Source organism: Candidatus Symbiopectobacterium sp. NZEC127, from assembly GCF_025962675.1.
In the GTDB taxonomy this organism is placed as follows: Bacteria; Pseudomonadota; Gammaproteobacteria; order Enterobacterales; family Enterobacteriaceae; genus Symbiopectobacterium.
Genome location: NZ_JAGFPG010000003.1, coordinates 400,581 through 422,193, shown reverse-complemented (window position 1 = coordinate 422,193; position 21,613 = coordinate 400,581). Strand labels below are relative to the sequence as shown.

Here is a 21,613-nt window from a genome sequence, read left to right as displayed (position 1 = left end):
GCTCAGCGCCCGAAGGCACAGTGGCATTGCTTATTCAGCAACTACCAGCACGTTCAGCGTAGCGAACACATCGCTGTGAACCTGGAAGCTCACTTCGTGGTCGCCCAGCGTACGCAGTACACCGTTTGGCAGGCGAACTTCGCTTTTTGCGATAGCAACGCCAGCAGCGGTAACAGCATCAGCGATGTCACGCGTACCGATAGAACCGAACAGTTTGCCTTCGTCGCCCGCTTTGGACGCGAGGGTAACGGTACCCAGTTCAGTCAGTTGCGTAGCACGCGCTTGAGCAGCAGCCAGAACGTCAGCCAGTTTGGCTTCCAGTTCTGCGCGACGCGCTTCGAAGAACTCAACGTTTTTCTTGGTTGCCGGCACAGCTTTGCCCTGCGGAACCAGGAAGTTACGAGCATAGCCCGCTTTAACGTTTACCTGATCACCCAGGCTGCCCAGATTTGCTACTTTATCAAGCAGAATAACTTGCATTACCTTATCCTCTCAAAGTCTCGTTAGTGGACTGTGGCCGATTACTGATGACGATCAGTGTACGGCAACAAAGACAGGTAGCGCGCGCGCTTGATAGCACGGGCCAGTTGACGCTGATATTTGGCACGAGTACCGGTGATACGGCTCGGGACAATTTTACCACTTTCAGTGATGTAGTTTTTCAGCGTTGCGATATCTTTATAGTCGATCTCTTGAACGCCTTCCGCGGTGAAACGGCAGAACTTGCGACGACGGAAATAACGTGCCATTTGGCTAGTCTCCAGAATCTATCAATTCAATCTGCTCGGCATGTAACACCAGTTTGTTCAGCCCATTGCGACCTTGATGGCTGCAAATAAAGCCTTGAACCCTGATGTGCATACCGACCGTTATACTGTGGGTAATTGCTTGCGACTCACGTCCGCTGACAATCACGGGCATACGACACCACGCTTGCCGACGGAGTCCGGCTTCCTCCTGTACCGAGCGGTGCTCAAGCACAAACTGGCAGTGAGGAATGCCCGACGGGCTGACCTTTCGTACCGGTGCCTTGCATATCATGCCAGACAGTTCCAGACGATTAGCGGTCGCCACGGCAATTACTCTTCAGAATCCCCAGCTTCAGCATCATCACCGGCTTCAGCGTATTCATCACGACGCTCACGGCGTTCGTCTTTCGCTTTCACCATTGGAGACGCTTCAGTTACAGCGTGTTTGGTACGCATAACCATGCTGCGGATAACGGCATCGTTGAAGCGGAAGTTAGTTTCCAGCTCATCGATCACTTCCTGCGGTGCTTCAACGTTCAGCAGAACGTAGTGAGCCTTGTGCAGTTTGTTGATCGGGTAAGCCAGCTGACGGCGGCCCCAGTCTTCCAGACGGTGGATCTTGCCTTCTGCACCAGTGATAGCACCAGTGTAGCGCTCGATCATGCCCGGAACCTGTTCGCTTTGGTCAGGATGGACCATAAATACGATTTCGTAATGACGCATCGAATAGCTCCTTACGGATTTTTCAGCCTCCTGTCAGGGTCAGCCGCGGCCCATGGAAGCAAGGAACGTGTGTGTATGCGGCTGAAAAAATGACGCGTCAGTATACTTATCCCTGTTAATAAGCGCAAGACGTTCTCTCGCCGTTTCGTCATGGCTTCTGCGCCGCTTTTAGGAAACCAAACTTACAAAAATCAATACAAATCACGTATTATTAACGAGTTATCGCCAGTAATCGTGATATATCTCCCAGTTACCCGATACGACCGTTTGCCAGCCTCAGTGTTAACGTCAACAATTTTTATCATCCAATCCGGGCGGCTCTCTCCAGTGGAACCGTTGTTCAGCAACGATGACAGGTGCATGCCATGATAAAAAACCAAATGCTTCACGATGACAGCAAGGCTCAGCGCCTGCTGGAAAAGCAGCGAAAAGCGCGTTTTTACCCGGCTTTCCATCTCGCCCCACCCACGGGCTGGATGAACGATCCGAACGGGCTGGCGTACTGTGATGGTCTCTATCATGTGTTTTATCAACACCATCCTTATGATGAACACGGGGGCCCAATGCATTGGGGGCACATGACCAGCCACGATTTGGTGTACTGGCAGCATCAACCCATTGCGCTGGCACCTGGCGATGCGTTCGATAGGGACGGGTGTTTTTCAGGCTGCGCCGTGAATGACAATGGCCTTCTTACGCTCATCTATACCGGCCACGTATGGTTACAGGGTGTCGGCAATGACGGCGCGATCCGCCAGGTACAATGCATTGCCACCAGCGAAGATGGCCTCCATTTCACCAAACACGGCGTGATTGCCACCCCGCCCGACGGCATCATGCATTTCCGCGATCCCAAGGTCTGGAAGCAGCATGGCCGCTGGTTTATGGTGGTCGGCGCACGTGATGCCAATGATGTTGGTCAGGTCTTGCTCTACAGCGGCACCTCGCTATTCCAATGGCGTCTGGAAGGGGTGTTGGCTAAAGCCGATCGCTGGTTGGGCTATATGTGGGAATGCCCGGATTTCTTCCCGCTGGGCGACAAATACCTGCTGATGTTTTCACCACAGGGCATGACGCCTGAAGGCTATCGCTACCGTAATCGCTTTCAGAGCGGCTATCTTCTAGGGCGCTGGCAACCGGACCATCCCTTTACGCTTGAGCAGCATTTTCAGGAATTGGATGCCGGGCACGATTTCTATGCGCCACAATCTTTCGTGGCTGCCGATGGACGCCGCTTGCTGTTCGGCTGGATGGATATGTGGGAGTCCGATAGGCCAACCCAGGCCGACGGTTGGGCCGGATGCCTCACGTTACCACGTGAACTGACGCTGGATGCGCAAGGGCGCGTCAGAATGGTGCCGGTGCGGGAACTGGAAGCACTGCGCCGAGAAGCACACTCACTGCCCGCCTTCTCCCTGAATAACCAGCGGCGCAGGCTGGGGATCAGCGCACTTCAGGCAGAAATTCACCTGACGTGGGACATTAAAAAAAGCCAGGCGGAGCGCTTCGGCATCGAGATTGCCATTAGCGACGATCGGCGCTACATCACCCGGTTTTATGTCGATACCCAGTCTCGTCGTTTGGTGTTGGATCGCAGTCAATCGGGGCTGGGCGTCGGCGGCTATCGCAGTGTGGCACTGCCCGACGGTGACACGCTTGATCTGCGGATTTTTATCGACCGCTCCTCGGTGGAAGTCTTTGTCAATCAAGGGGAAACCTGTCTCACCAGCCGCATTTATCCGCCAACAGAAGGGCGCGGTATCGCGCTTTATGCCGAAAATGGAGAGGCGTACTGCCTGGCCTTCAACCACTGGCAGATGGCATCCATCTACCCTGAATAATAACCAAACTGCATCAATGGGATACGTCAGGCAGCGGCACGGAGGCAAAATGCCGGGTAAAGAAGCGGCTGCCCGCCGTCAGCGCCACCGGAGTGATACGGTGCCCCACGTCACGTTCAGTCAGGTAGGTGACGTTATGATGCTGATTATCCGCTTTCAGTGCCTCATACAAGCGCGCGCTATCGGCGGCGGGCACCACATCATCCGCATCGCCATGCCACAGCAATAACGGGCGATTTGCCAACGCAGACAGCCGATCGGTGACATCATAATTGACCAGCGTTTGCGCCAACTGGCGCAACAGATCGTCAGACCCCGGACTCCCAACGGGAACCGGAGGGAAAAGCGAGCGCGACAGCGCAGAAAAATACCCGGACCCCATAAACGCCGCGACGGCTGAAATCCACGGATAGCGTGCCATGCTGGCCAACGCGGTCATGCCACCGAGCGATGCGCCCGCGACGCCGATTTTCTCATCCGCAATCCATCCGCGTTGGCGCGCGGCATCCACCAACCCCGGCAATTCCTGCACGTTAAACTGCAGAATATCCCAGAAATGGCGTAAACGGCGGGCCTCATCGCCATCATAACGCGCACCGTGCATCGCCGCGTCAGGCAAAATAACACGAAACCCCACTTGTGCTAACGCATAGCCAAAATAGGCGTATACTTCCTTGGACGAGGTATAGCCATGAAAAAAGAATATCGTCGGTAACGGATACTCCTGCTTACCGCTAGGGGTTGCATGCAAGACATTAATCCCGTTCAGCGTATCTGGCGAAATTTCTACCATGTGGGTTCTCTCTCTTTTTTCTTTCCGCACATCGTTAAGCATAAACTCGGGTTGCCTAACACCCTATCACCAAAAATAAATTTTTTTTAAATACAAATTCGCAATGATTTATAACCAAGACTGCAATGTAAAGTTACACAAATCAGATGAATTATTTACTTACTCTGCCGTTACTGGCGTTAACTGCTGGCGCTTGGCGGTCCGGCGGTTGACAACATCATGGGTCATTTTCCAGCACGGATTGCACTAATAAAAGAGACATAGCATGCTGCAATTTTCTTCTTTTCGACACTGGGGTTTAGGCATCAAGCTCTCAGCGATCGCCTCGCTGAGTGTGGCCGTGCTGTTTTTGGTTTTCACACTGTCACTGACGCGTTCTGCGGGCGATCAGTTAAAAGCGCTGACGCTGCACGATATGCAAAGCCAGGTGACCGGTGTAACAGACATGATCACTATGTACGATGCCGGGTTACAAGCGGAAGTGGGCAACTACAGTACGCTGTTCGCCAGCTTCCTCCCTACCCAATACAGCATTGATACCACACAACGGGTGCCGTTCGGCGAGGGTTCACAGCCCACGCTGAAAGCGGGTGACACACAGTTGAACGCGAATACTGCCATCGTGGATGATTTTCTCAGCCGCACCGGCGCCATTTCAACGCTGTTTGTGCGTGATGGTGATGACTTTGTGCGCACCACAACCTCATTGAAAAAAGAGGATGGCACCCGCGCCATCGGCACCCGACTCGACAGAGAAAGTGCCGCCTACGCCAGCATTATGAAGGGTGGAACCTATAGCGGACTGGCTCCGCTGTTCGGCAAGCAGTACATCACCCAATACACCCCTATCAAGGATACGTCAGGCCAGATTATCGGTATCCAGTTTGTCGGCATCGATATCACCCGTGAATTCACGCTGATGCAGCAACGCATTTTGGAAAAGCGCATCGGTGAAGATGGCCATTTCTTCGTGATTAATGCGAAAAAAGGCAACGAACTTGGTAATTACCTCTACCACGCAACGCGCGCTAACCAGCGTCCTGATTGGTCTGAAGGCACACTGAACCGCATTCTGGGCGCCCATGACGGTACGCTGGAGTACCGAGATAACAGCGTGTCGCCGAACGAACAGGAACAAGTGATGGTGTTTCAGGCAGTGCCGCAGTGGGGATGGGTGATCGTCGGTACGCTGAGCAAAAGCAGCCTGCTGGCTAACATCACTCACACGCGCAATCTGTTTCTGGCAGGCGGTGCCTTATTGACGCTGATATTCGCCGTGTTCTTTATGTTACTGACGCGCCAATGGCTCAGCCGACCGCTGGAAGACGTGGTGAAAGTGGCGGAACAGTTCTCTGCCGGGAACCTGCAAGCCACGCTGACCACGCAACGCAATGATGAAGTGGGCCGCTTGATCGGTGCCATTAACGGCATCGGACAAGGACTGACGCGCATCGTCGCACAGGTGCGTGCCTCCGCAGAAGAGATCAGCGCCAGTACCGATGCGCTGGCGCAGGATAGTGAAAACATCAGCGAGCAGATCAGCCGCCAGGCCAGCAGCGTGGAGGAAACCTCTGCCAGCATGGAGCAAATTTCAGCGACGGTGAGGCAGAATGCGGACAACGTTTCCAGCGTGCGCCAGTTGGCGGAAGAGAGCGCAAACGCCGCACAGCACGGCAGCGAGCGCGTGAGCGACAGCGTCTCGACCATGAGCGACATCAAGGATTCATCGCAACGCATTTCCGACATCACCTCGGTGATCGAGTCCATCGCGTTTCAGACCAATATTCTGGCACTGAACGCGGCGGTAGAAGCGGCTCGCGCCGGGGAACACGGTAAAGGTTTCGCCGTGGTTGCCGCCGAAGTGCGCGCACTGGCACAGCGCAGCGCAACCGCGGTCAAGGAAATTGAAACGCTGATTAACGAATCGCTGGAAAAAATTGAAGCGGGCTACCGTATCTCCGCCAAAACCCAGTCGGCGATGGACGATTTGCTGCAACGTATTCATCAGCTCAGCACCATCATCAATGAAATTGACACCGCCTCACGCGAGCAATCAACCGGCATCGAACAGGTCAATATCGCCGTGGTGCAGATTGGTCAGGCGACGCAGAAAAGCACTGAGTTGGTGAGTAATTCGGAATACACCGCACAAGGATTGCGCCAGAAAGGCCATCATCTTACCGAACTGGTTAGCGTGTTTCAGATTAACGAGGCCACCCATTCGCTGACGCAGTTACGCTAACCGCAGGCATCATCCTGGCCTCCGCTGCGTTCAGGCAGCGTGAGGCCGGTGGTGTTTACACGACAGGTAATGTGCTAAACGATAACGCGGCGTCGCCCAGATCGGTATCATTACGCGTGAAGGGCAGACCCGCGTGTTCGCGCGTCAAGGTTGTGCGTGTTACCCTGACCAGGCTCTGCCCCTCAGTCAGGCTCGGCGGTCGCGGATACGTCAACCGGTACGTCGATATCTGTTCCTCAGGCAGTGCAAAATTACAGCGGCAATGGGAGAACACCAGCGTGTTATAGCGCTCTCCTTTCATATTGCGCAGTTGCCCTTCCCGGTCGAGATCAATTACGCGCTGAACGCTTGCCAACAGCGGATCGGTATCAACTTCAAGTTTGATCCCGGTGTTCACGATCAGCACATCGCTTAACGTGGCCTTGTGTTCCGCTGCCAGTCGCCGATTTTTCACCAACGCCTGACCGATCTTCCATTTTGTGTCACCTTCATAATGGAAATGGCGATAATTTTGCAACCCCTCCGAGCGTCCCATGCTGTTCTTTGCCCTGTGAGGCTGATAATCGTCGGCATAGCGCCACTCATCGTGGTGCTGGGGGATAAAATGCGTCTCCTGCTTTTTCCCTCTGACCGTTAAAAATGCCCGGAAACCGGCCTCGTCATTCATAACGGCATCCAGACCGGGATCCTCAAGAAAGGTGCCATGCGGAGAGAGCATCTTCAACGTGATATCCGAGGGAAGCATAATGCTGGGCTGAGTCATATCGCTATCGACGTATCCGCCATGGGCGGAAATCACCAGGGTTTTGCTCCCTTGTTGCCTGGCCCCTTTGGGGTTTCTGGTAAAAAACTGCACATAATGGTTATCCGCCAGAGTGCGATACCCGACGGTGCCAATGTCGCGCGCGTTGCGTATATTGATGGAGGTAAAATCGGGGCTGTTTTTATACAGCCGCTTGCCGCCGTGGCGCCGCTCCCCCCTGATTTTGTTGCCTTTTATTCGGGCAGATGTACGCACCAGCGGTTTACGCTTGCCCGCAAAGGCCATCGCCTGGCGCGCCTGTATTTGTTTGACACTCAAACGACCGACACCGATGACATCGCTCAGGGTGCCGAAAGCCAGAAACCACGCGCCGATCTGGGCTTCGCAGAGCGCATTTTTATACACTACGCCGTTATCAGTACTGGCTGCCTGATGCAGATTGACGGCAATTTCACCGATACCAGAGGAAAGCCCAACGGTCGCCCAAACCGCAGCGCCCGCAGGCCCGGTCACGGCCATCAGCAGTATGCCTGCAATAGTGCCCGTGGTCGCCAACACCCGCTTGTAAAACATCAGCTGCTTATCGCGGCTAAACTCATCAGGGGTATACACCACCGCATCAATGTTCTTGGCTAACTGATCCACCAGCGCCTGATAAAGCTGATGCTGATAATGCGGTCGATATTCCAACTGCAACGCGGGTCGCAGGCAATAGTCAGGCAATGCCATACCCCGGTAAATATCCGGATTACACATCAGCGTGGGTTTTAATTCCCCCGCGGTCAGACGTTGTTCATCAAAGACCGAAAGATGCTTACGGATGAACGCTTCACATTCAGCATCAAACGCATAACGATCGGCGATTTTCACCTCTGAATGGGCTAGAGAAATATACACCACGCGCGAATCAAGCACCGTAGACAGGGCGAGAAGATGCGGGACAACGTTATTCTTCATGGTCACCAGTTGTGGGTTGAGTTTCCCGTCAAGGAAATAGCGAATGGCAGGGGGAATATCCGATGAAGGAAGCGTTTCAAGCGCATGGATCACAATACCAATAGCGCGAAAATCGAGCGTTGCCTCAAACAAGCGCTGAAATTTTACATTGACCTTCAGTTCACTGAGCAACGCGCCAAGTTCAGTGGAAATACGATCTGCAATATTGGGTTTCTCCACACTGACCAGATGTACAAAGTGGTCGATGTTGGGCGGGAAGTAAAATGAGGGATCGCCCATGGCAAGGGCTTCGCGCGCGTGAACGCCCAGATAGATTTCTTTGGTGGTAAACTGCACGGGCAGGTAGAGCCTCTGCCCGTTGAGCATCCGGCGGCCAAGCATCACGTCATGAGATTGATTTAACGCCGGAGGTGGGAAATGCTCCGCCAGTTGCGCATAGTATTTATCATAGATGCCCGTTATCACCGGGTTCAGACCGGCCGCATTTGCCTGCCAGTAAGCGGAGTGCTGAATAGCATGCTGGCGCGACACTGACGCATATTTTTTCATCAATTGTTGCGCTAAGGCAGTCTTGCGGCGCGGTGCAAAATGCGGGGGCGTTTCATCCAGATACTGTTTGACGTAGCGGATATGACTGAATTTCGTCAGCCGCCGCCGGGAGGCGCGTCCCAGCTTTTGATAGCTGAGGCGAAACGGCGTCTCTTTCTCTCCCAACCCCAGCAATAACATATCGAGAACCATCCAGGCGTACGCAGGCTCTCGTGCTTTTATCTCTTGCGGCGGAAAACGCAAAAATTCATCGCTCAATGTCGCAATGATATGGGGCTTATCGGCTGCCGGTAATTTAGCGCGGTCGTACATCTGGCTAAAACGTGAAGCCGGTGAAGGTAGGTTCTCCGTACCGCGCTGGAATCGTGCCCCCTTATCCGGGTGCCATCCTCCCAGGGTCATAAACTGCCGCAAATACGCTGCCAGCGCAGCATGCTCTGTGTCTGATAGCACCTCGAGATGCCGATGCGCATCCGTCCCGTTCTCCACCTTAGCAGGTGCGCTGGCGCGTTCCCTTGCCTCTGGCGCTAGCGGTAAACGGTCCGGCACGCTAACGGCATGTCCAGAGGGCGGCAAATAGGGATAAAACGCAGCCACGCTCTCATTGCCAGGATAAAAACCGTGAGGGATCATCCCCGGTTCATCCTGGTATCGTGAACGGAGCATGCCGATCCCCGCCGTTCCCCCACGCCACGCCATGCCGCCCAGCAGCAATAATCCGCCCAATAGCAGCGTCTTTTTAACGCGCGACGTCGCTTTGTTCCCCCTCTTATTGTCGGGTTTGGGTGCGGTGCAACAGGTTTCAGCGCTGGACATCAGCGTCAGTGGGGAAGCCGAAACCGCACGTAGCTTGTGCCGTAACGGTTTGAGATCGCCATGGACCGTTTTATGTGGGGTTTTACACGCTGACGGTGACATTACAGAACACATCGGGCTGCAAGACGAGCCCGAAACAGGAAGTAACAACGTCATGACAAGATACCTTTCTCAAGTAAACGCCAAAAGAGAGAGTGAAAAAAAGGCGGGATGATAAATCAAATAATAAACAGCATGTTACAGAAAACACCCTTGCTATAAGACACAACAAAACCGGCAACAGACAGGATAAAGCGTTTCATTTCTTGAGAATAAGAGCATAACCGTCCACAATTTACCTCAGGCCATAACCCTTAAGGACATCATGATGAAGAGAACGTTTATCGCCCTGTTATTGGGTGCGGTTTCTGTTGGTGCGATGGCGCAACAAGGGGGATTTGTCGCGCCGAACAGCGCAGGCGCTACCTCGGGAGGATTTAAGGGCCCGGTGCCCGGTTTGACCACCGTAGAACAGGCTAAAACACTCAGGGACGATGCCTGGGTGGTATTGGAAGGTCATCTGGTACGGCAGTTAGGTCATGAACTGTACGAGTTCCGCGACAGCTCTGGCACCGTCCATGTTGATATCGATGACAAGCGCTGGGCAGGGCAAACGGTCACACCCAACGACAAAATCCGCATTGAAGGCGAAGTGGATAAAGACTGGAATAGCGTTGAAATCGACGTTAAATCCGTTCATCTGGTAAAATAACGCGTCACCATAAAGGGGCTTAACGCCCCTGTTCACTCAGGGCACGCCGCGCTACACTGCGCAACATCATGCGCCCTTTTTTATTGTTGCAAGGAACTTATGACTGCGCTCAAGCGGTTAACCGCCCTTTCCCTCACGACGCTACTGTACGCCTGTAGCGCTTTTCAAGGCAAACCCATGCCGCTGCCACCGCCAACACCGCATGCGCAGCTTATCGTCTATGCCCAAACCGGCACCTTAGAGAAAATGGGTTCGATATCGGTTACCGTGCGAGGCAGTACCGACGACGCCGATCGCGCCATTCAACAAAAAGCGGACGCTTACGGCGCACGCTATTACACCATCACGTTGAAGCAAGAGCACGCATTGACCAACATGTGGACATCACGCGCCGTGCTGTACCGCTAAACAAGCGCGCTGATGTACAAAAGCGGCGTGGTTACGCCAGACGCTGCCTGACCGCCTCAAACAGACAAACGCCGGTCGCGACGGAAACGTTAAGCGACGAGACGCTACCGGCCATCGGGATACTGATCAACTCATCGCAGTGTTCACGCGTCAAGCGGCGCATCCCTTCCCCTTCCGCGCCCATTACCAGCGCCAGCGGGCCAGTCAGCTTGCTTTGGTAGAGCGTATGATCGGCTTCACCCGCCGTCCCAACGATCCACACCTGATTTTCCTGCAACACGCGCAGCGTGCGCGCCAGATTGGTCACGCGGATCAACGGAACATTTTCCGCGGCCCCGCAGGCCACTTTTTTTGCGGTGGCATTGAGTTGCGCAGAACGATCGCGCGGCACAATGATCGCATGCACCCCGGCGGCATCCGCGTTACGCAAGCACGCACCGAGGTTGTGAGGATCGGTAACACCATCCAGTACCAATAAAAACGGCTGTGCTACGCTTGCCAGCAGAGCCGGCAGATCGTTTTCCTGATACTGGCGCCCCTCTTTAACCCGCGCCACGATCCCCTGATGCACCGCCCCTTCAACCTTGCTATCCAGCCATTGACGATTCGCCACCTGAATCACGATGCCATTGGCTTCCAGGGCGGCGATCACCGGTTGCAAGCGGCGATCTTCACGCCCTTTCAGGATGAACACTTCCAGAAAACGCTGCGGATCGCGTTCTAACAGGGCGTTGACTGCGTGGATACCGTAAATAATTTCGCTCATTGATACTCTTCAAACGTGGTGTGTTAACGAACGGCGGAAACTCCGCCGTTCGCTGCGGGCATTTACTGTGCCGCGTTCTTTTTACTGGCGCGTTTCGCCTTGGTGGCGGCGGCGATCTTACGCGTTTTTTCGACGTTTTTCTGCGTCTTGTCGGTCTTTTTCTTCGCTTTGGCCTTGGCTTTCACCTTATCGGGCGCCGCCTTTTTCCCTGCGCTTTCGTCCTTGCGGAACGCGCTATCAGGTTCAAAATTGGCCGGCTTCTTACCACCGCGACGTGGGGGCCGAGCCTCACGGCGGACAGGTTTTTTCGCCTTGTCGCGTGCGGTCTTGCCTTCACCGCGCACTTTACGGGTGCTGGAGAGCAGAGAGAAATCGATATTGCGTTCGTCCATATTGACCGCTTCCACGCGAATTTCGACTTCGTCACCGAGACGATAGACTTGCCCGCTCGATTCACCGATCAAGCGTTGACCTATATTGTCATAACGGTAGTAGTCGTTATCCAACGTGGAGACATGCACCAGACCGTCGATAAACAGATCGTTGAGGCGGACGAAGAAGCCAAAGCCGGTGACGCTGGCGATGATCCCGGTAAAGGATTCTCCCACGTGGTCCTGCATAAAGTCACACTTCAGCCAGTCGGCGACATCGCGTGTCGCTTCATCCGCACGTCGCTCGGTCAAAGAACAGTGCATGCCCAGTTGCAGCATCTCATTCAGATCGCTGTGCCAGCCGCCGGTCGGCGTCCAGCGTTCACGGCGATCGCTCAACAAATACTTGATGCCGCGGTGCAGTGACAGATCGGGATAGCGGCGAATCGGAGACGTAAAGTGACCGTATGACGTCAGCGCCAGACCAAAGTGGCCGCGGTTTTCCGGATCGTAAATCGCCTGCTTCATCGAGCGCAGCATCATGGTTTGCAGCATTTCATGATCGGGGCGTTCCGCCACCAGCGTCATCAGTTCGGCGTAGTCTTTGGGCTCCGGTTTCATACCGCCTTTCAGCGTCAACCCAAGCTCACCCAGCACGCTACGCAACGCCAGCACATGGTCTTCACTCGGGCGATCGTGCACCCGGAACAGCGCAGGCTCCTGATTTTTCTCAACGAACCGGGCCGCCGAGATGTTAGCCAGGATCATGCACTCTTCAATCAGTTTGTGCGCATCGTTGCGCACCATCGATTCCACGCGTTCGATACGGCGTTCCGCGTTAAAAATAAACTTCGCTTCTTCGGTTTCAAAGGCAATGCCGCCGCGCTCTTCGCGCGCTTTTTCCAGCACCTGATACATCTTGTGCAACTCTTCCAATCCGCCTACCAGCGGCTGGTAATGCGCTCGCAGCTCCGCATCGCCTTGCAACATATGCCACACCTTGGTGTAGGTCAGGCGCGCATGGGAACGCATCACGGCTTCGTAGAATTTGTAGGTCGTCAGCTTGCCGGTGGCAGAAATGGTCATCTCGCACACCATACACAGCCGATCCACGTCCGGGTTCAACGAACACAGGCCGTTAGACAGCACTTCCGGCAGCATCGGCACCACTTGCGAAGGGAAATAAACCGAGGTACCGCGCGCCCGCGCTTCATGATCCAGCGGCGTATTGGGGCGCACGTAATAGCTGACATCGGCAATCGCAACCCACAGACGCCAGCCACCACCGCGTTTTTTCTCGCAGTAGACCGCATCGTCAAAATCGCGCGCGTCTTCACCGTCAATCGTTACCAGCGGCAGCGAGCGCAGATCAACGCGCCCTTTTTTCGCACTTTCCGGCACCTGTTCGTTGAAATCTTTGATCTGTTCTTCGACCTGTTTCGACCAGGTGTGCGGGATATCGTGGGTGCGCAGCGCGATATCCACCGCCATGCCGGTGCCCATTTTATCGCCCAGGATCTCGACAATCTTCCCGATGGCTTTGGTGCGACGCGTTGGGCGCTGGGTTAACTCCACCACCACCATGTAGCCCATGCGAGCGCCGTTGATGTTCTCTTGCGGGATAAGGATGTCGAAGCTCAGGCGGCTGTCATCCGGCACCACAAACCCCATACCGGCATCGAGGAAGTAGCGACCGACAATCTGCCCGGTACGCGGTTCCAGTACCCGCACGATACGGCCTTCGCGCCGCCCTTTGCGATCGGCACCCAGCGGTTGCGCCAGCACCACGTCGCCATGCATGGTGCGTTTCATCTCTTCAGCCGACAGGTACAGGTCGTCCTTGCGCCCTTCTACGCGCAGGAAACCAAAGCCGTCGCGGTGGCCAAGGACCGTGCCGCGCAGCAAATCCAGTTTTTCCGGCAGCGCATAGCATTGGCGGCGGGTAAACACCAGTTGACCATCACGCTCCATCGCGCGCAAACGGCGGCGCAGCGCTTCTTGCTGCTCTTCCGTCGTCAATGCCAAATCGGTTGCCAGTTCGTCACGGCTGATGGGCGTATTGCGTTTTTCGATGTGGGCCAGAATGTATTCGCGACTGGGGATGGGTGATTCGTATTTTTCTGCTTCACGTTCCAGGAATGGATCTTGGGACATTGCGGTTCCTCCGTTGTCTTCAGCAGAAGGCTGAACGGACTTCATTCAACCAACAATAATTTATAAAGCGGCGGGTTCTCTTTCACCATATCGGCCAACGTATGTTGGTCCAGTTCGGAGAGAAAGCGCTGAACGCCCTGTTGCAGCACCAGTTTTAACCGGCATGCCGGCGTGATGTGGCAAAACTCATGGTTGCAGTTCACCAGAGACAGCGGCTCCAGCGCGCGCACCACATCGCCTATGCGGATGGTTTCCGCGGGCTTGCCCAAACGGATGCCGCCATTTTTTCCGCGCACCGCCATCACAAAGCCAGCCCGACTAAGTTGATTGATAATTTTGACCATATGATTACGAGAGACGCCATACACTTGCGTCACTTCAGTAATATTCGTCATCTTGCCTTCAGGCAGTGATGCCATGTAGATAAGCGCGCGTAATCCGTAATCCGTAAAACTGGTTAACTGCACAGAAACCTCGGATACCCTCGGGTATCGGTAAGAACGTCGCAACCATGCTCATCGCATCAACGTTCGTCAAATCATCAAAACCCATGCTGGCAGCACTCCCTCGCTTGTTTTGCACTACCAAGGCATCACAGCCAAAGGAAGCAAAAGTGAGGCTAACACGGACGATAAATCACATAAGAGCTAGATTTACTAGCAATAATAAACCAGTCGCGAATGATCCGGCGAATTATTTAGCATATTCGCTGGGTTTACGCATTGATTGCTTCCTTACATCGGTGAATTGCCATAGGTTGGGACTTCATACCTGACGGGAGGAGAGATTCAGAGCCTCGTGACACACTCACTTGACATCCCTGCTCAGCAGTCGGGTGATACGAGCAAGCAAACGGTTACCATAGATAAACGCTCTACTTGCAAAGCAAACCGCCAACAAAGAGGTAAACATGAATTTACATTTTAAATGACAATCTATCGTACACTTGACAAGCGATCAATTATCTCCCTTTGTCAATTTCCTATGCTATCAATTGGTTACTTAGCTATCGTTAAGTGCAAATTTTTACTGAATGTCTGAAAACAAAATGAAGCGCAATGTAGCCTGGAAAAAATATTGTCAAGGCATCTAATCATTACATCACACTTCTTAATTATTACTTTGTTGATAAACAATGAATATTGTCAAAAACCACTTTAAAAATAAATTGAAGGCTACCTATAAATAAAAAAATAATTCAATACCTAACAACTTATATTCATCAATAACAAAACAATCATAGATAAAACCCCCTACAAAAACTAACAACAAGATTATACTGAATATAACTCTGGGCCTTAAAAAAACCAGAGAGAGAAATAAGAAAAAGACCACAAAATAAAACAATAATTTAGAATCAAAAAACCTTAACCTGTTAATTATCAAGGTGAAATCAACGTGTTATTCTATCTGTTACCAACATAAATAATGAGCAGTCTCATTTTATTTATAGAGAGGTATGTATGCAAGCCTATAAAGCCATAGTGATATTAATCATATCATTATTTTCATTCAGCTCAAATAGTTACGCTGTATATCTGTATAATATTGATGATGAGGGTAGTTCTGTAGAAAGTCTAAAAATATTACTGGGAGAGCCGACCACTCAAGAGTTAGTCGTCGCGAAATTAAATATTTATCAGCTAAACAATGAAATAAAAAAACTAGAAATACCCATAAACACTAACTTGGTGGTTAGCTCAGAACTTATCAGTTTTGAAACAACAGATGCACAGGCCGCCGTTTGGCAAGGCAGAATTGTAAAAGTCAACAAAGGAGGTTACATTGATAATGTATTTCAAAATTCAGTAGACAGCTTTGTGACTCTGATTAGGGCAGACAACAGACTCACCGGAATGATCTCTATCAGAGGGAAAATATATACAATCAAGCCATTAGATGAATATAGAGTTGCAATTATCACTCTGGACAGCAGCAAGTTCCCTGATGAGGGTGAGCCTATAAATGTCCCTGACACAGAGACCAGTCCAGTAGCGCCACCCACAGACTTAGCACAAACACCTTTTAACCCCAATGCAACAAGCGAAATTAATATCTTAATGATCACAACCCCTGAAGCTTTTAATCAAATAGGTGAAGCTAATTATAGGGGATTTATCAGCATGGCAGCCAAGACATTGCAACAAAATGCCCTTAACACCAATCTCAGAATACGATATACCGTCAGTGATATCGTCACCAATATCGCAGAGAGAGGTCGAAACCAGCACCAATTACTCGCGGCTATGCAGACCCCCAATAACGAGTTGGGTCAATTTGCAGCATACCAACGTAACCGTGCACGGGCAGACCTGGTTCAATTAGTCGTCGCCTATAATGGCGTTTGTGGGTTAGGAAACCACTTGGACGGCTCCTTACACCACTTTAGGTATTGGGGGTTTAGCACCGTCTGGCACAGATGCGTCGATAATTTTACCCATGTACATGAATTCGGTCATAATTATGGTGCCATGCATGACCGAAACACCGAACAAAACCGCTTTTTCCCGTGGGGATTTGGTTTTCGGGATACGGCAGTGGTTCCTGGGTTTAGCACAGTGATGACAAGTTGCAACGGTTGCAGCAGAATCAATATGTTTTCCAGCCCGTTATTAGCACCTAATGGTCGCCCCATGGGAACCACAATGGAAGATAACCGGCGAGTGGTCGATCAAACACGCCACAATGCCGCGCTGGTTTTTCCAAAAGATCCTGGTGGTCCTGTCGATCCCGAATATCCTGTAGATCCTGGTTATCCCACAGGCAACTACGACCATGTGTTTCCAAGCGGTCTATCCACCTACCGAGCAGGAACACGTGTTTTACAGCCCAGAAATAACCTTATCTACGAGTGCCGTCCATTCCCCAATGAGGGCTTTTGTAGGCAATGGTCGCCAGCTTCCCCACAATTTGAGCCAGGTTTCGGTGCAAGTTGGCCACAGGCGTGGATACTACGGTGATAACTGCTGGAGCTATTTGTTATAGCCCCTTGTTATCTACCTGCGAGTTCCATCCGGCATAACCCCCTCCCGCCAACGCGGTATTCAGGACGCCGCGTTGGCGGGCATTTGCCGCTCCATCGAGTCAATCATCGACTGCTTCGCGGTGTCCAAATGGCGGCGCAGCTCACGCATCGCGAGCAGATCGTTGCGACACAGCATCGCGCTCAGCAGCGCCAAATGCTCCTCCACCGCCAGCGTATTGCGCTGTTTGAGCGAACGCTCGTCCCACTGATAGTGAAAGTGGAACACTACCGAGATTATCTCGCTCATCTGATCGAAAAACGGATTATCCGCAGCAGAAATAATCAGTTGGTGCAGTTGCTGATCCAGCGGCGAAAACAGGCGATAGTATTCCTGAATATGGTTACGCAGTTCACGATGGCTCTCCAGCAACTCTTTCACCGTGATCCAACGCGGATCGCGGTCAGGCAAGTTCATAAAGGCGTTCAGCGCATGCGTTTCCAGCATCTCCCGCAGTTCGAACAGTTTTTCGGCATAGGCCTGATCGAACTGTTTCATGCGCCAATAACCCCGGCGCAGGCTCTCGATCAGATCGTAACGTGAGAAGCGCAGCAGAAACTCGCGCACCACCATCGGCCGGACGTGGCACCGGCGTGCCAGTTGCAGTTCGGTAAAGGCATCGCCCGGCACAATCTGGCGCTGGTTGATCATGTGATAAAAGCGCTTTTCGAACAGTGCGGTCTGTTCCTCCAGCGTTTCGGCGATCACATCAAAACCGTCATTGTTCTCCGGCACGCGCGCAATGTGATATTTGCCGCCTTCGCGCACCACGATGCCGCGCTCGGCCAGGTAATCCAGCGTATGCATCACCGTCGTGCGACTGATATTGAACATCTCCGCCAGCACCGCCTGCGAAGGCAGAGGAGAGACCAGCGAAGCCTGATTTATCGCATCGATAAACTGGTTAATCACATGCTGGCGTAAGGTGGGTGTACGACTCATACAGGACCTTATTTGGTTTTTTATTCATTAAAAACCGATTAAGAGCCAAAGTCAGTGTGATTTATCACATTACTGAAAACTCTCTGCAACATGGGGCCCTGTTTTAGGAAAAGATAACGGCACCAGGTGAAATTGATGTAGAGAATAAAAAATGAAAAGTCTTATATGCCGACAACCAACACAATTTGAATATAAAGAACGACCCGTGCCAACACCAGCGGAAAACGAAGTATTATTAAAAGTCAAAACGGTCGGCATATGCGGCACCGACATTCATGCCTGGGCGGGGAAGCAGCCTTTTTTTAATTATCCTCGCGTACTCGGTCATGAAATTTGCGGTGATATTGTTTCCATAGGAAATAATGTCACTCGTTTTCATATTGGCCAGCAGGCTGCGGTTATTCCTTATCTCTCTTGTAACACGTGCAGTGCCTGTTTAAATCATCGTCCGAATTGCTGCGAAAATATCTCGGTTATCGGCGTACATCAGGACGGCGGCATGGTGGAATATATCGCTGTGCCGGAAAGCAACGTGCTGCTGGCAGAAGGTATCGATCCGGCCGCTGCTGCGCTGATTGAACCCTTTGCCATCAGCGCTCACGCCGTCCGTCGCGCTGAATGTGTACCGGGCGACAGCGTACTGGTGGTGGGCGGCGGCCCGATTGGGCTGGGCGTCGCGGCCATCGGCCTGGCGGACGGCCTGAATATCGCGCTGGCCGATACCCAGGCAGAGCGGCGAGCGCATACCCATAATCTGCTAGGCATACCGGTGCTGGACCCGGCATCCCCTCAGTTTGAACAACAACTCCGTGCCACCTTCCAGGGAGAACTGCCTAACAAAGTGATCGATGCCACCGGAAATGAAATCGCGATGAATAACAGCGTCAATCTTATTCGTCACGGTGGACAAATTATTTTCGTTGGTTTATTTAAAGGAAATCTCTCATTTTCCGATCCTGATTTTCATAAAAAGGAGACGACCATGAAAGGAAGCCGAAATGCCACCCATGAGGATTTTGCCAAAGTGGCGACATTGATGAGTGAAGGGAAAATCAGTGCGGAAATGATGTTAAGCCATCGGTTTGACTTTTCGTCTCTCGCTGCGATTTATGAAACTGAAATAGTCAATAATAAAAATCTGTTGAAGGCGGTCGTGGAGTTTTAATCTCACTCTGCGGAATCATCGGACGAATGCCTTACCCTACAAAAATAATGAGGTTGCTATGAAAATAAAATTACTGCCCTTATGTTTTGCTGTGAGTTTTGCCGTAACAGGAATCGCTGGCGCACAGGCGCAAACCAAAGAACTGCGCTTTTCCTGGTGGGGGGGCAACCAGCGCCACCAGGCCACGCTCGCTGCCATTGCCGCGTTTGAAAAAGCGCACCCGGACGTCAAGGTGAAAGCAGAGCCCGCCGGGTGGGATGGCTACCTCTCCAAATTAACCACGCAGTTGGCAGGCAACACCGAACCGGACGTGATGCAAACCAACTGGAACTGGCTGGTGCTGTTCTCCAAGGACGGCAACGGTTTCTATAACCTCAACAATGCCAAAGGGATAGACTTGACGCAGTTCTCCCCGCAGGCGCTCAAAATGACCAGCGTGGACAACAAGCTTAACGCTATTCCTGTCGCCATGACGGGGCGCTCCATGTATTACAACCCGGTGCTGTGGCAAAAAGCGGGGTTGAGCTACCCACAAACCTGGGATGACATGCTGGCTGCCGGTCCGGTTTTTAAACAGAAACTGGGCGACGATCACTACCCGTTCGTGCTGGCTAACCACGACACTACCATCATGACGTTTCTGAACTCGTACATGATTCAGAAATACAATAAAACCATGATCGATGATAAAACCCAATCCTTCACCTTTACCCCGCAGGAGTGGCTGGACTACTTCGGGATGTATAAAAAGCTGGTGGACGGGCACGTCATCCCCAACATGAAATTTTTCGCCGCCTACGGCAAAACCAACGCCTGGGAAATTCCCAACTGGCTGGAAGGCAAGATTGGCGGAGTCCACACCTGGAGCACCGACAACACCTTCTCCGGTAGCCTGAAAGCACCGGCTACGCTGGAAGTGGGGCCTTATCCAACATTGCCGGGCGCCAAAGACAGCGGCATGTTCTACAAACCGGCCATGATGCTCTCCATCGGCAAAAATACCCGCTATCCGCAGGAGTCTGCCCAGTTGATCAATTTCCTGCTGAATGCGCCGGAAGGGGTCAGCGCCATGGGGCTGCAACGCGGCGTGCCGCTGAGTCAGGTTGCCAGCAAACAGTTGATGGATGCGGGTACGCTCAATGCCACGCAGTTGCCCGTGCAGGGGCTGAAGCAGGTGGAATCGCTGTACGGCAATATTGCGCCGTCACCCTATATGGAGAACCCACAGTTGCTGGCCTCGTTCCTGGAACACCTGCAAAAATACGATTACGGCCAGATGACGCTGGAAGAGATGGCACAGTCGTTCCCCAAATCGGGGCAGCGTATCCTGAAAAAAATCATGTAATACCAACACCTACGCTACGCATCCGTGTGGCGTAGGCGCTATCAGTAATGGGTAAACCGTTTTATTCTGTCACTACGATATTTGTAAACATGCGAGAAAACTATGAACGCCTTTGACACTGCGCACACGGACACCGCGGCAGCCGCAAGCCGCTACGACGCGATTTATCAAAAACTTGAGCTGCTGTTCAATGAGATCATTACCGTTCGCACGGACGATGCCGCATTGAAGAAGCTGAAGGTGATCGCTTCAGATCTCTCGATCGAAAACTGGGACTGGTCGCAAGGCGTGGGGATCTACGGTATCTGGCGTCTTTATCAGGTCACGGGCGAACAGCGTTATCTGGACTATGTGCTGGCATGGTATCAACGCCGCCTGGCAGAAGGGTTGCCGGAGAAAAATATCAACCGTATGGCACCGATGCTGACGCTCACCACCATGGGGATCGCCCAGGAGAGCCGCGAGCATCAAGCGCTGATCGAGGAATACGCACACTGGATTGAACATGAACTGCTGCGCACCCAGGAGAATGGGTTCACCCACTGCACCAGCGATCACCTCAATGAAGAGCAGCTCTGGGTCGATACGCTGTTTATGAGCGGTCTGTTCTACGCCCGTGCCAGCGCCTATCTCAATCGTCCTTCCTATCTGGACGAGGTCAGCTATCAGTTCCTGTTGCACATCAAATACCTGATCGACAGAGATACTGGGCTGTGGATGCACGGCTGGAACTTCAGCGGCAACGGCAACTACGGCAAAGCATTGTGGGGACGCGGCAACGGTTGGGCCGCCATCAGCACCGTCGATTTCCTCGAGATGCTGGACCATCAAGATGCCAGCCACCAGATGATCCTCAACACCTTCCGCCGTCAGGCCGATGCGGCCGTGCGCTATCAGGATGCCAGCGGTATGTGGCGCACCCTGCTTAACCAGCCTGACAGCTACCTGGAGGCCTCCGGCACCGCCGGTTTCACCTACGCGCTGTTGAAAGGCATTCGTCTCGGTCTGCTCGATGAACGCTATCACGATGCCGCCTGGAAAGGCGTCAATGCCCTGCTGAGCCGCATCAGTCCACAGGGCGAAGTGGCGGATGTCTCCGCAGGAACCTCGGTCGGGCACGATCTCGACCACTATCGCAAGATTGCCATCAAACAGCGCGCGTATGGTCAGTCGCTTACCATGCTGGCGTTGACAGAGGCATTGGCCGGGCTGAAGTAGCTTCGAAATTCTGGCAGCTCCGTGGCGTATCGGGCCG

18 protein-coding genes are annotated in these 21,613 nt (G+C 52.8%); 8 read left to right on the top strand and 10 right to left on the bottom strand.

Features of this window, described 5'->3' with window-relative positions; translation table 11 throughout:
• Positions 1–30: 30 nt before the first annotated feature.
• From rplI to rpsF, 4 genes are read right to left on the bottom strand one after another with little or no spacing between them, the layout of a single operon-like run.
• The gene (gene rplI, locus J5069_RS15285) at positions 31–480 is read right to left on the bottom strand and encodes a 50S ribosomal protein L9 (protein WP_264644684.1); all 450 of its coding nucleotides are present in this window, start codon (positions 478–480) and stop codon (positions 31–33) included.
• A 41-nt stretch (positions 481–521) separates the two neighbouring features.
• Complete coding sequence (gene rpsR / locus J5069_RS15280; RefSeq protein ID WP_000135199.1) at positions 522–749, bottom strand: 30S ribosomal protein S18; 228 nt, start codon at positions 747–749, stop codon at positions 522–524.
• Between the two features lie 4 nt (positions 750–753).
• Positions 754–1,074 (bottom strand): primosomal replication protein N, encoded by a 321-nt coding sequence (gene priB, locus J5069_RS15275; protein WP_222158074.1) that lies wholly within the window; start codon positions 1,072–1,074, stop codon positions 754–756.
• Positions 1,075–1,079: 5 nt separating this feature from the next.
• Entirely contained in the window at positions 1,080–1,472 is a 393-nt protein-coding gene (gene rpsF, locus J5069_RS15270) for a 30S ribosomal protein S6 (protein WP_195312177.1), read from the bottom strand.
• A gap of 365 nt (positions 1,473–1,837) precedes the next feature.
• Between rpsF and J5069_RS15265 the strand changes: the two genes are divergently transcribed.
• Complete coding sequence (locus tag J5069_RS15265; protein WP_413542237.1) at positions 1,838–3,313, top strand: glycoside hydrolase family 32 protein; 1,476 nt, start codon at positions 1,838–1,840, stop codon at positions 3,311–3,313.
• Between the two features lie 13 nt (positions 3,314–3,326).
• Here the strand turns inward: J5069_RS15265 and yjfP are convergent, their stop codons facing one another.
• Entirely contained in the window at positions 3,327–4,106 is a 780-nt protein-coding gene (yjfP, locus tag J5069_RS15260; protein WP_264644683.1) for an esterase, read from the bottom strand.
• A gap of 265 nt (positions 4,107–4,371) precedes the next feature.
• Between yjfP and J5069_RS15255 the strand changes: the two genes are divergently transcribed.
• Positions 4,372–6,348, top strand: a complete 1,977-nt coding sequence (locus tag J5069_RS15255; protein ID WP_264644682.1) for a methyl-accepting chemotaxis protein — start codon at positions 4,372–4,374, stop codon at positions 6,346–6,348.
• 55 nt (positions 6,349–6,403) lie between these two features.
• On the opposite strand, the gene J5069_RS15250 is transcribed toward J5069_RS15255, so the two are convergent.
• Positions 6,404–9,535, bottom strand: coding sequence for a putative adhesin (locus J5069_RS15250; protein WP_264644681.1), 3,132 nt, complete (start codon positions 9,533–9,535; stop codon positions 6,404–6,406).
• A 265-nt stretch (positions 9,536–9,800) separates the two neighbouring features.
• On the opposite strand from J5069_RS15250, the gene J5069_RS15245 reads away from it, so the two are divergent.
• Together J5069_RS15245 and bsmA are read left to right on the top strand one after the other, a co-directional pair.
• Positions 9,801–10,184: a YgiW/YdeI family stress tolerance OB fold protein gene (locus J5069_RS15245; protein ID WP_264644777.1), complete on the top strand. Its 384-nt coding sequence runs from the start codon at positions 9,801–9,803 to the stop codon at positions 10,182–10,184.
• 99 nt (positions 10,185–10,283) lie between these two features.
• Positions 10,284–10,592, top strand: a complete 309-nt coding sequence (bsmA, locus tag J5069_RS15240) for a biofilm peroxide resistance protein BsmA (RefSeq protein ID WP_264644680.1) — start codon at positions 10,284–10,286, stop codon at positions 10,590–10,592.
• 31 nt (positions 10,593–10,623) lie between these two features.
• Here bsmA and rlmB read toward each other — a convergent pair whose 3' ends face one another.
• The 3 genes from rlmB to nsrR all read right to left on the bottom strand — a co-directional run bounded on the left by rlmB (position 10,624) and on the right by nsrR (position 14,350).
• A complete protein-coding gene (gene rlmB, locus J5069_RS15235) occupies positions 10,624–11,358 on the bottom strand; it encodes a 23S rRNA (guanosine(2251)-2'-O)-methyltransferase RlmB (protein WP_264644679.1) in 735 nt (244 codons plus the stop codon).
• A gap of 62 nt (positions 11,359–11,420) precedes the next feature.
• Positions 11,421–13,883, bottom strand: coding sequence for a ribonuclease R (gene rnr, locus J5069_RS15230; protein ID WP_264644678.1), 2,463 nt, complete (start codon positions 13,881–13,883; stop codon positions 11,421–11,423).
• Positions 13,884–13,924: 41 nt separating this feature from the next.
• Positions 13,925–14,350, bottom strand: coding sequence for a nitric oxide-sensing transcriptional repressor NsrR (gene nsrR, locus J5069_RS15225; protein ID WP_264644677.1), 426 nt, complete (start codon positions 14,348–14,350; stop codon positions 13,925–13,927).
• Between the two features lie 996 nt (positions 14,351–15,346).
• Here nsrR and J5069_RS15220 point away from each other — a divergent pair.
• On the top strand, positions 15,347–16,843 hold the full coding sequence (locus J5069_RS15220; RefSeq protein ID WP_264644676.1) for a M12 family metallo-peptidase: 1,497 nt from the start codon (positions 15,347–15,349) through the stop codon (positions 16,841–16,843).
• Positions 16,844–16,927: 84 nt separating this feature from the next.
• Here J5069_RS15220 and J5069_RS15215 read toward each other — a convergent pair whose 3' ends face one another.
• The gene (locus J5069_RS15215) at positions 16,928–17,848 is read right to left on the bottom strand and encodes a GntR family transcriptional regulator (protein WP_264644675.1); all 921 of its coding nucleotides are present in this window, start codon (positions 17,846–17,848) and stop codon (positions 16,928–16,930) included.
• A gap of 151 nt (positions 17,849–17,999) precedes the next feature.
• Here J5069_RS15215 and J5069_RS15210 point away from each other — a divergent pair, with 151 nt between their 5' ends.
• The 3 genes from J5069_RS15210 to J5069_RS15200 all read left to right on the top strand — a co-directional run bounded on the left by J5069_RS15210 (position 18,000) and on the right by J5069_RS15200 (position 21,576).
• Positions 18,000–19,013, top strand: a complete 1,014-nt coding sequence (locus tag J5069_RS15210; protein ID WP_264644674.1) for a zinc-binding alcohol dehydrogenase family protein — start codon at positions 18,000–18,002, stop codon at positions 19,011–19,013.
• Between the two features lie 58 nt (positions 19,014–19,071).
• Complete coding sequence (locus J5069_RS15205; RefSeq protein ID WP_264644673.1) at positions 19,072–20,358, top strand: ABC transporter substrate-binding protein; 1,287 nt, start codon at positions 19,072–19,074, stop codon at positions 20,356–20,358.
• A gap of 102 nt (positions 20,359–20,460) precedes the next feature.
• Positions 20,461–21,576, top strand: a complete 1,116-nt coding sequence (locus tag J5069_RS15200) for a glycoside hydrolase family 105 protein (protein ID WP_264644672.1) — start codon at positions 20,461–20,463, stop codon at positions 21,574–21,576.
• The last annotated feature ends 37 nt before the right edge of the window (positions 21,577–21,613 follow it).

What these genes read in the sequence shown, in the direction of transcription:
- J5069_RS15255 (WP_264644682.1), top strand. Translation starts at nt 4,372, where the DNA reads ATGCTGCAATTTTCTTCTTTTCGACACTGGGGTTTAGGCATCAAGCTC.
- J5069_RS15250 (WP_264644681.1), bottom strand. Translation starts at nt 9,535, where the DNA reads ATGTCACCGTCAGCGTGTAAAACCCCACATAAAACGGTCCATGGCGAT.
- rnr (WP_264644678.1), bottom strand. Translation starts at nt 13,883, where the DNA reads ATGTCCCAAGATCCATTCCTGGAACGTGAAGCAGAAAAATACGAATCA.
- rpsF (WP_195312177.1), bottom strand. Translation starts at nt 1,472, where the DNA reads ATGCGTCATTACGAAATCGTATTTATGGTCCATCCTGACCAAAGCGAA.
- J5069_RS15265 (WP_413542237.1), top strand. Translation starts at nt 1,838, where the DNA reads ATGATAAAAAACCAAATGCTTCACGATGACAGCAAGGCTCAGCGCCTG.
- J5069_RS15245 (WP_264644777.1), top strand. Translation starts at nt 9,801, where the DNA reads ATGAAGAGAACGTTTATCGCCCTGTTATTGGGTGCGGTTTCTGTTGGT.
- bsmA (WP_264644680.1), top strand. Translation starts at nt 10,284, where the DNA reads ATGACTGCGCTCAAGCGGTTAACCGCCCTTTCCCTCACGACGCTACTG.
- rlmB (WP_264644679.1), bottom strand. Translation starts at nt 11,358, where the DNA reads ATGAGCGAAATTATTTACGGTATCCACGCAGTCAACGCCCTGTTAGAA.
- rpsR (WP_000135199.1), bottom strand. Translation starts at nt 749, where the DNA reads ATGGCACGTTATTTCCGTCGTCGCAAGTTCTGCCGTTTCACCGCGGAA.
- J5069_RS15205 (WP_264644673.1), top strand. Translation starts at nt 19,072, where the DNA reads ATGAAAATAAAATTACTGCCCTTATGTTTTGCTGTGAGTTTTGCCGTA.
- rplI (WP_264644684.1), bottom strand. Translation starts at nt 480, where the DNA reads ATGCAAGTTATTCTGCTTGATAAAGTAGCAAATCTGGGCAGCCTGGGT.
- J5069_RS15210 (WP_264644674.1), top strand. Translation starts at nt 18,000, where the DNA reads ATGAAAAGTCTTATATGCCGACAACCAACACAATTTGAATATAAAGAA.
- J5069_RS15200 (WP_264644672.1), top strand. Translation starts at nt 20,461, where the DNA reads ATGAACGCCTTTGACACTGCGCACACGGACACCGCGGCAGCCGCAAGC.
- yjfP (WP_264644683.1), bottom strand. Translation starts at nt 4,106, where the DNA reads ATGGTAGAAATTTCGCCAGATACGCTGAACGGGATTAATGTCTTGCAT.
- J5069_RS15220 (WP_264644676.1), top strand. Translation starts at nt 15,347, where the DNA reads ATGCAAGCCTATAAAGCCATAGTGATATTAATCATATCATTATTTTCA.
- J5069_RS15215 (WP_264644675.1), bottom strand. Translation starts at nt 17,848, where the DNA reads ATGAGTCGTACACCCACCTTACGCCAGCATGTGATTAACCAGTTTATC.